The sequence below is a fragment of the Caulobacter sp. S45 genome (assembly GCF_903642205.1).
In the GTDB taxonomy this organism is placed as follows: domain Bacteria; phylum Pseudomonadota; class Alphaproteobacteria; order Caulobacterales; family Caulobacteraceae; genus CAHJWH01.
This window is the reverse complement of the sequence record NZ_CAHJWH010000144.1, coordinates 1-8,076: the sequence shown is the minus strand read 5'-3', so window position 1 is coordinate 8,076 and position 8,076 is coordinate 1. Positions and strand designations below refer to the sequence as shown.

At 70.4% G+C, this 8,076-nt stretch carries 9 protein-coding genes; 5 read left to right on the top strand and 4 right to left on the bottom strand.

The annotated features are described in order from the left end of the window. Both HUV06_RS16065 and HUV06_RS12915 read left to right on the top strand, forming a co-directional pair. Window positions 1-203 (top strand): hypothetical protein (locus HUV06_RS16065; RefSeq protein WP_217433848.1); only part of this gene is annotated, 203 nt, incomplete at its 5' end. A gap of 78 nt (window positions 204-281) precedes the next feature. Then, window positions 282-1,355, top strand: a complete 1,074-nt coding sequence (locus HUV06_RS12915) for a GGDEF domain-containing protein (protein WP_174301671.1) — start codon at window positions 282-284, stop codon at window positions 1,353-1,355. On the opposite strand, the gene HUV06_RS12910 is transcribed toward HUV06_RS12915, so the two are convergent. Further along, window positions 1,352-4,009, bottom strand: a complete 2,658-nt coding sequence (locus HUV06_RS12910) for a ribonucleotide reductase (RefSeq protein WP_174301670.1) — start codon at window positions 4,007-4,009, stop codon at window positions 1,352-1,354. The genes HUV06_RS12915 and HUV06_RS12910 overlap by 4 nt on opposite strands. 174 nt (window positions 4,010-4,183) lie before the next feature. Between HUV06_RS12910 and HUV06_RS12905 the strand changes: the two genes are divergently transcribed. Genes HUV06_RS12905 through HUV06_RS12895 form a run of 3 tightly spaced genes read left to right on the top strand, consistent with a single transcriptional unit; the run spans window position 4,184 to window position 5,763 of the window. Beyond that, window positions 4,184-4,579 carry an NADH:ubiquinone oxidoreductase subunit NDUFA12 gene (locus tag HUV06_RS12905; RefSeq protein WP_174301669.1) on the top strand — a complete coding sequence of 132 codons (396 nt, stop codon included), beginning with the start codon at window positions 4,184-4,186 and terminating at the stop codon, window positions 4,577-4,579. 4 nt (window positions 4,580-4,583) lie between these two features. Further along, the gene (locus tag HUV06_RS12900) at window positions 4,584-5,099 is read left to right on the top strand and encodes an outer membrane lipid asymmetry maintenance protein MlaD (protein ID WP_174301668.1); all 516 of its coding nucleotides are present in this window, start codon (window positions 4,584-4,586) and stop codon (window positions 5,097-5,099) included. A 34-nt stretch (window positions 5,100-5,133) separates the two neighbouring features. Then, the gene (locus HUV06_RS12895; protein ID WP_254601115.1) at window positions 5,134-5,763 is read left to right on the top strand and encodes a DUF2155 domain-containing protein; all 630 of its coding nucleotides are present in this window, start codon (window positions 5,134-5,136) and stop codon (window positions 5,761-5,763) included. Here the strand turns inward: HUV06_RS12895 and aat are convergent. The 3 genes from aat to HUV06_RS12880 all read right to left on the bottom strand — a co-directional run. After that, window positions 5,676-6,350: a leucyl/phenylalanyl-tRNA--protein transferase gene (gene aat, locus HUV06_RS12890; RefSeq protein ID WP_174301666.1), complete on the bottom strand. Its 675-nt coding sequence runs from the start codon at window positions 6,348-6,350 to the stop codon at window positions 5,676-5,678. The two genes, HUV06_RS12895 and aat, sit on opposite strands and share 88 nt — an antisense overlap. A 94-nt stretch (window positions 6,351-6,444) precedes the next feature. Further along, window positions 6,445-7,785, bottom strand: coding sequence for an acetyl-CoA carboxylase biotin carboxylase subunit (accC, locus tag HUV06_RS12885; RefSeq protein WP_174301665.1), 1,341 nt, complete (start codon window positions 7,783-7,785; stop codon window positions 6,445-6,447). Between the two features lie 8 nt (window positions 7,786-7,793). Beyond that, window positions 7,794-8,076: acetyl-CoA carboxylase biotin carboxyl carrier protein subunit (locus HUV06_RS12880; RefSeq protein WP_254601112.1), on the bottom strand; the 283-nt coding region annotated here is incomplete at its 5' end.

Below are 8,076 nucleotides of genomic sequence, written 5' to 3'. Positions count from 1 at the left end.
GCAGCGGCCCGGCCCGGCCCGGTCGCGACCGGGCCGCCCGCTATGGCGGCGATGACCGCACCGGGACCGAGCCGCGTGAGCCCCGCGAACCGCGAGACCACGAGCGCGTCGGCTTCGGCGCGGACGTACCGGCCTTCCTCCTACGCGCTACGCCCCTGCCGCCCTTGGCTAAGGCTGAGAAGGCCCTGGAAGTCGAAGCCTGAGGCAAACGAGCGGTGGTCTTTACCCGCCGTTTCGACACCTTGCGCTAGAGCTTGCCGGCAACGGGGCGGGCGGTGGTCATGGTGGGCGACAAGGCGACGAGCATTGAGATCGCGCTGCGCAGTCCGGCCTCCTACCAGATCGCTCAGGCGGCCCTTGCAGGAATGCAGGCGGCCGGCGTCTGGCCGACGCCGCTGAACTTCGAGCTGTGGTTGCATGTCGCAGCCGACGCCGAATGCCCGCTCAGCCGTGAGATCACCGCCTTGACCCGAGCCGGCGAGGCGATCACCGAGGCCAAGAGCGAAGAACTCGCCGCCCGCTTCCTGGCCCGCGGCAAGCTGGACGAGGAGGTGCGCGATGTCGGCGAGCACCTTGACGTCCAGCTGACCCGGGTCGCCGAGGCGATCACCGCCGCCCAAGAGACCAACGCCGACTACGGCCGCACCCTGGCCGGCGCCGCCCGCGAGATGACCCCCGAGGCGCCGGTCGCCGACGTGAAGCGCATGATCGCGACATTGGCCACCGCCACCCGCCGGGTCCAGCGCGACAACGATACCCTGGAGAAGCGCCTCAGCACCTCCACCCAGGAGGTGCAGCGCCTGCGCGAGCATCTAGAGAGCGCGCGGCGCGACGCCATGACCGACGCGCTCAGCAACCTGCCCAACCGCAAGGCCTTCGACCAGGGCTTGGCGCGGGCCTGCGAGGAGGCGGACGCCAGCGGCGCGCCACTGTGCCTGGCCGTGCTCGACATCGACCACTTCAAGCGCTTCAACGACACCTGGGGCCACCAGACCGGCGATCAGGTGATCCGGTTCGTGGCCAGCATCATCAGGAAGGCCGGCGACCCGCCGCGCATGCCCGCCCGCTACGGCGGAGAGGAGTTCGCCCTGGTGCTGCCGGGCGAGCGGGTCGAAGCCGCCATGACCATCCTGGAGGCTGTCCGGGTCGAGATCGCCTCCCGCGCCCTGAAGCGGCGCTCCACCGATGAGGATCTGGGCGCGGTCACAGTGTCGGCCGGCATCGCCGAACGGCGGCCAGGCGAGAGCCTCGCCGCCTTCGTGGAGCGCGCGGATGCGGCGCTCTACGAGTCCAAGCGCACCGGCCGCAACCGCATCACCAGCGCCGAAGCGCCGGTGCAGGCGGAAGCCGCCTAGCCGACCTCTCCAGGCGCCTCGCCGCAGCTCTGGCAGACGCGCCGCGCGCCGCGGTGACTGAGCGCCACGTCGCCGCAGGAAGGGCAGATGTCGCAGTCGCCTGGCCGCGTGGCACCGGCGCTGCGGGTGGGCAGGAACAGCAGGTTGTCCGGGGCCGCGCCGCGCGAGAAGCCCTTGGACATGAAGTGGGCGGCCGGCATCGGAGCCGGCGGCCCTTGGCCTTCCGCGCCGCCCCGCCCCAGACCCTCCACGTCCAGGGCGTAATCGTCGCTGCTGGCGAGGTCCTGCCGGTCCAGATAGCTGACACCGAGCTCGCGGAAGATGTAGTCGAGGATGGAGGTGGCCGAGCGCACGGTGTCGTTGCCGGTAACAGCTCCCGCCGGCTCGAAGCGGGTGAAGACGAAGGCGTCGACGAACTCTTCCAGCGGCACGCCGTATTGCAGCCCGATGCTGATGGCGATGGCGAAGTTGTTCATCACCGAGCGGAAGGCCGCGCCTTCCTTGTGCATGTCGATGAACACTTCGCCGAGTTCGCCATCGTCGTACTCGCCGGTGTGCAGATAGACCTTGTGGCCGCCCACGCTCGCCTTCTGGATGTAGCCCTTGCGACGGTCGGGCAGGCGCCGGCGCGCTCGGGCGCGATCCACCTCCACGATCTTCTCCACCACGCGCTCCTGCGGCGGCGGGGGGCGGACCTCCGGTTCCGGCGGCAGGGCGAGGGTGCGCGTGGACGCCTCAGGCCGGTGCAGCCGAGCCGCTTCCGCGCCTAAAGCGAAGGCTTGGCTCACCAGCCGGACCGCCGTCTGGGGACCTGCGGCGGCGTCCAGGGACAGCTCGGCGCAGACGGGCGCGCAGGTGAACCCCCCTACCGACGCCGCCATCCTAGCCAAGCCGAGGGCTCCGATCATCCATCCGCCCGCCAGCACGTCACGGACCGTCTCTGAGAGGCCGTTGAGGTCTTCTGAGCCCAGGATGTCCTGTTCGGCTTGGGCAATCTGCGCCTCGTCGAAGCCGGCGAGCCGCAGCACATCGATGGGTCCTCCGCTTGCCGCGCCCAGCACGTCCTGCACGAAGCCTTCGCCAAGGACCAAGGGGCTGAAGGCGTCTCGCAAGCGCCGGACTCCGGGTAGCGCCGCCTCGGCGCATCCAATTTCGAGTTCGGTGAAGCCGGAGGCGCCCAAGGTGGTGCGGTTCACGGTCGCTTCGCTGTCGAGGGTGCGCGAGCCCAGCACCTCCCGACGCAGGGCGGCGGGATCGAGACCTAGCGGCCGGGTGGCGCGGAGGGCGGGCTCCGCCAGCACGGCCAGCATCTCTCCATCGACCGTCTCGCTCCAGGCGGCCGGCCCGCCCCAGTGCGAGGCTCCGGTGGACAGGCCGCCCAGCCTGAGCGCTGTGACAGCGTCCTGGCGGAGCTCCAGACGCTGCAGGTTGCGCAGGCCGTGGACACCGGCTCGGTCGGCCAACTCGTCCAGGGCTTGGCGGCTGGCCGTGGTGATCGCGTCCTTGGCGGTCAGCGTCGCCTTCATCTGGCGGATGCGGGCCAGCTCAGTGCGCCGGGCAGCCTTGAAGGCCGGGCAGGGCGCCAGCCGCTCCGCCATCTCAGTAGAGGCGAGGCCGGCGACGGCGGCGGCGAGGCCGGCGACGGCGCAGGCCTGCGCCCGGCCGGCAACACTGTCGAAGGCGACGCCCTGGGCGACTAGCAGCTCCGCGAGGCCGGCGAGATTGAGGGCGATCGGGTTGCTGTCCGGCCGCACCGTGCCTGAATTACAGGCTTGCAGCTCCAAGGCGACGGTCCACAGCCGTACGGCCGCGGCGAAGCCTTCAAGATCAAAGCCTTGTGCGGTGAGGAAGGCGTAGGCGTTCACCGCTGCGGCCGGTGCGACGGCGGCGACAGCCAGGCGTGTGGCGGCTTCAGACGTCGTGGAAAGGGTGACCCACGGGCCCGCCTCCCAGGCGAAAGCGGCCGCCGCAGGCCGACCGTCGGGCGTGGCCAGCACAATCCGGTGAGGCGGGGAGACGATCACAGCCGGAGCGCTGTCGGCGAGGCCGGCCTGGGCCAGGGCGACCTGATCGAGGATCATTGCGTCACCGGCGCCCGCCTCCCGGGCGAGGCGGGCCGTGCGCGCAAGGCGGGGGTTCTGCGCCGGGTCGGCGCAGGCGGCGGGGTCGCCCTCGCAGTTCGACACCGCGGCGGCCACATCGGCCAGCAGGCCGGACAGCCGGTCGCCGGCCGCCAGGGCCGCACGCTCGCTGCGCAGCCGGGCCGCCGCTTCCGCAAGCTTGACAGCGCCTGCTGAAGTGGAGGTATCGATGAGGGTGGGTGAATCGCTGATCGGGTCGGCAGGCGCGGCGAGGCCGAGCAAAAGGCAGGCCTCGATCTCGCCTCGGAAGCGGAGCGCCTCGGTGGCGTCGCTGAACATGCCGCCCTCGTCGCCGATCCCGGCCAGGCGCTTGGCGTAGGCGTGAACGGCGCCCTCCAAGCCATCGGGCTGGGGAAGGCGGAGCGCCGGGGTCCAGTCCAGCCAGGCGTCCAGGCGTGCGGTCGTCCAGCCGGCGGGTGCGCGCAGGCTTACCTCGCGCCCAGCCCGCTCGACCGTGCGCGGATGCAGCTGCAATGTGGTGCGCTGGTCGGCAAACCGTCTGGGAAACCGCATGCGCCGACTCCGCCGATAGGCTTTCAGGCTAGCGAAACGACTTGAAAGGCGCAACGTGTTGGGGCTGAAAGTCGAGGAAACACCACATTTGGTGGTTCGTGAAAGCCTAGACGGGGTAAGGGGCGCCCCCTATAGTCTGGCGATCGATCCTCCTCCCAAACCGGTCATGACCACGTGCTCGAGAAGATTTTCACTTGGTGGAGCGGCGCCACCATCGGCGCCCTGTTCACGATAAAGAAGCGGGCGGCCTTCGTGGGCGAGGACAGCCTGGGCAACCGCTATTTCGAGGAACGGGACGCGCGCACCAGCTATGACGGCCGCCGCCGCCGCTGGGTGACCTACAAGGGCTATGCGGAAGCCACCAAGGTGCCGGCGGAGTGGCACGGCTGGCTGCACTACACCTTCGACGAGCCTCCGACGGTGGAGCCGCTGAAGATGCGCAGCTGGGAGAAGCCCCACCTGCCCAACATGACCGGCACGCCCTACGCCTACCGGCCGGCGGGCTCCATCGTGGGCACGGGCGAGCGGGCGCGGGCGGTCGGCGACTACCAGCCCTGGACGCCGGAGTAGGCGCGTGGCCGAGCGCCAGCAATGGGCGGAGACCGGACTGGGCGCCGTGGTTCTGCTGGCCGCGGTCGGCTTCCTGGCCTACGCCCTGGCCCATGCCGGCGGCATCGGCGAGGCCGGCGGCTACTCGCTCAAGGCGCGCTTCGGGGAGGCGGGCTCCCTGGCGCCGGGCGCCGCGGTGACCATCGCCGGCGTGAAGGTCGGCAGCGTCAGCGCCGTGACGCTCGATCCCAAGACCTTCCTGGCCGACGCCTCCATGACCATTAAGCCGGACGTGAAGCTGCCATCGGACTCCACCGTGAAGATCACCCAGGACAGCCTGCTGGGCGGCCAGCACCTGTCTGTGGAGCCCGGCGGCTCCTCGGACGATCTGAAGCCTGGCGCCACCTTCCAGAACACGCAGGGCGCGGTGGACCTGTTCGGCCTGATCGGGTCCGTCCTGCGGCCCCAGACGCCCAAGGCCGACGCCGGCGCTGCGCCCGCGGGTGGGGCGGCCGGTGCGACCCCGGCGCCTGGCGGCTGAGCCCTTGCGGAAGCGACAGGCCTTCTTGCTGGCCGTGACCGGCGCCACGCTGGTGGGAGGTGCGGGCCTGGGCCTCGCGCAGGACCAGAACCTGCTGCAGAGCCCGCCCTCCGTCCAGAACGACACGGGACCGGTCGAGCCGCTGAACCAGCTGGATATCCCTCCGGCTGAGGAGGCGCCGACCGTGGCCGAGGCGCCACCTCCTCCGGCTCCTGTCACGCCTTCCGCCAACACCACGGCGAACACGGTGGCCGAGTTGCCGCCTCCGCCCCCGCCGCCGCCCAAGCGGCCGCGCTATACCAGCGTGGTGCTGCAGACGCTGGACAAGGTCACCGCCGAGACCCTGCGCTTCGAGGCCAAGGTCGACGAGCCGGTGCGCTACAAGGACCTGGTGATCACCGTCCACGCCTGCGAGACGGCGGCCACCGACGAGCCCTACGCCCAGACCGCCGCCCACATGGATGTGCAGTATCAGCCCGAGGTGCTCGGCGGCCGCACGCCCCAGGTGGCGCGCCAGGTTTTCCGGGGTTGGATGTACGGGGATGCGCCAGGGCTGCATCCCTTCGAGCACCCGATCTACGACCTCTGGGTGATCGCCTGCAAGACGGCCCCCGCCCCCGCTACCCCGCCCTCGACGCCCGCGCCGACCGGGGCCAGCCTGTAGAAGTCGGCCGGCTGGGTCAGCGCCTCCAGCAGGCGGCGGCGGTAGTCCGCGCGGCTGATCTCCTCCGCGCCGAACTGCGACAGGTGCTCGGTCATGAACTGCGCGTCCAGCAGGCCGTAACCGCCCACGATCAGGCGTCCGACAAGGTGCACCAAGGCCACCTTGCTGGCGTCTCGCTCGACGGAAAACATGCTCTCTCCGAAGAAGACGCCGCCGATGGAGACGCCGTAGAGACCGCCCACCAGCTGTCCGGCCTGCCAGCACTCAACAGTGTGCGCCTGTCCGCGCGCGAAGAGCTCGCGATAGAGGTGCTGGATGGCGGCGTTGATCCAGGTCTCCGGCCGGTCGGGCGCACTCGCGGCGCAGGCCTCAATCACCTCCTCGAACGCCGTATCGATCCGTACCTCGTAAGGCGCCTGGCGGACGGTGCGGGCGAGGCGGCGCGGCACGTGGAATCCGCCGAGCGGCATGACCCCCCGCTGCTCCGGGTCGATCAGGAAGACGCGGGCGTCGTCGCGCGCCTCCGCCATCGGGAAGACGCCGCGCTTGTAGCAGGCGATCAGGTCCTCGGCGGTCAAGCCAGTCAAGCGCGGTCCCCGGGGCACGCGCCCCTCATCGCCCGCCTTAGCGCGCGCTTCAACGTCCAAGGCGCTGTCCACCGCCCTGGAGGACGAAACCGCTTCAGCCCTTGGCCATCCAGCGTTCCAGCCAGTGTATGTCGTAGGTCCCAGCGCGGAAGTCGGGATCGGTGAGCAGGTCCTGGAACAGGGGGATGGTGGTCTCTATGCCGCCGACCACCATCTCGCCGAGCGAGCGGCACATGCGGGCGATCGCCTCGTCACGGTCGCGGCCATGGACGATCAGCTTGCCGATCAGGCTGTCGTAGTAGGGGGGGATCGAGTAGCCGGCGTAGACCGCCGAATCGAGCCGCACGCCCAACCCGCCCGGCGCATGGAAGTCGGTCACCCGGCCAGGCGAGGGGGTGAAGGTGCGCGGGTTCTCCGCATTGATGCGGCACTCGATGGCGTGGCCTTCGAAGCGAACCTCGTCCTGGGTGAAGGAGAGCGGCAGGCCGGCGGCGATCCTGATCTGCTCGCGCACCAGGTCGATGCCGGTGATCGCCTCGGTGACCGGATGCTCGACCTGCAGGCGGGTGTTCATCTCGATGAAGAAGAACTCGCCGTTCTCGTACAGGAACTCGATGGTGCCGACGCCGAGATAGCCGATGCGCTGCACCGCCTCGACCACCACCGCGCCTATCTTGGCGCGCGAGACGGCGTCGATGACGGGGGAGGGGGCCTCCTCCAGCACCTTCTGGTGGCGGCGTTGCAGCGAGCAGTCGCGCTCACCCAGGTGGCAGACATTGCCGTGGGCGTCGGCGATGACCTGCAGCTCGATGTGGCGGGGGGTCTGGAGGTAGCGCTCCATGTACACCGTACCGTCGCCGAAGGCCGCGGCGGCCTCCGACTGGGCGGTGGCCACGGCCTCGGCCAAGCTGTCGGCGGCCTTGGCCACCTTCATGCCGCGCCCACCGCCGCCGGCGGCGGCCTTGATCAGGACGGGGAAGCCGATGTGCTCGGCGGCGGCCATCGCCTCTTCGACCGTGGAGACGCCGCCGTCCGAGCCCGGCACCACGGGGATGCCGGCCTCGCGCACCGCCTGCTTGGCGCTGATCTTGTCGCCCATGATGCGGATGTGCTCGGGGCGGGGGCCGATGAAGGTGTAGCCGTGGGCGTCCACGATCTCGGCGAACTTGGCGTTCTCCGACAGGAAGCCGTAGCCGGGATGCACCGCGTCCGCCCCGGTGATCTCGCAGGCGGCGATCAGGGCGGGGATGTTCAGATAGCTCTTGGCGGCGGGCGCGGGGCCTATGCACACGCTCTCGTCGGCCAGGCGCACGTGCATGGCCCCGCGGTCGGGCTCGGAGTGCACCGCGACGGTGGCGATGCCCATCTCCTTGCACGCGCGGATGATCCGCAGCGCGATCTCGCCGCGGTTGGCGATCAGGATCTTAGCGAACATGGGGCTGGCTATTCGATCACCACGAGGGGCTCGCCGAACTCCACCGGCTGGCCGTCCTCCACCAGCACCTTGGTCACCTTGCCGTCCCTGGGGGACGGCACCGGGTTCATGGTCTTCATCGCCTCGATGATCAGCAGGGTCTGGCCGGCGATGACCTGCTCGCCCGCCTGGATGAAGCGCTTGGCTCCGGGCGTGGGCTGCAGATAGACCGCGCCGACCATGGGCGACTTCACGAACTCGCCGCGCTGCTCCTCGGTGGCTGTGACAGACGCGGGCGGCGTCACGGCGGGC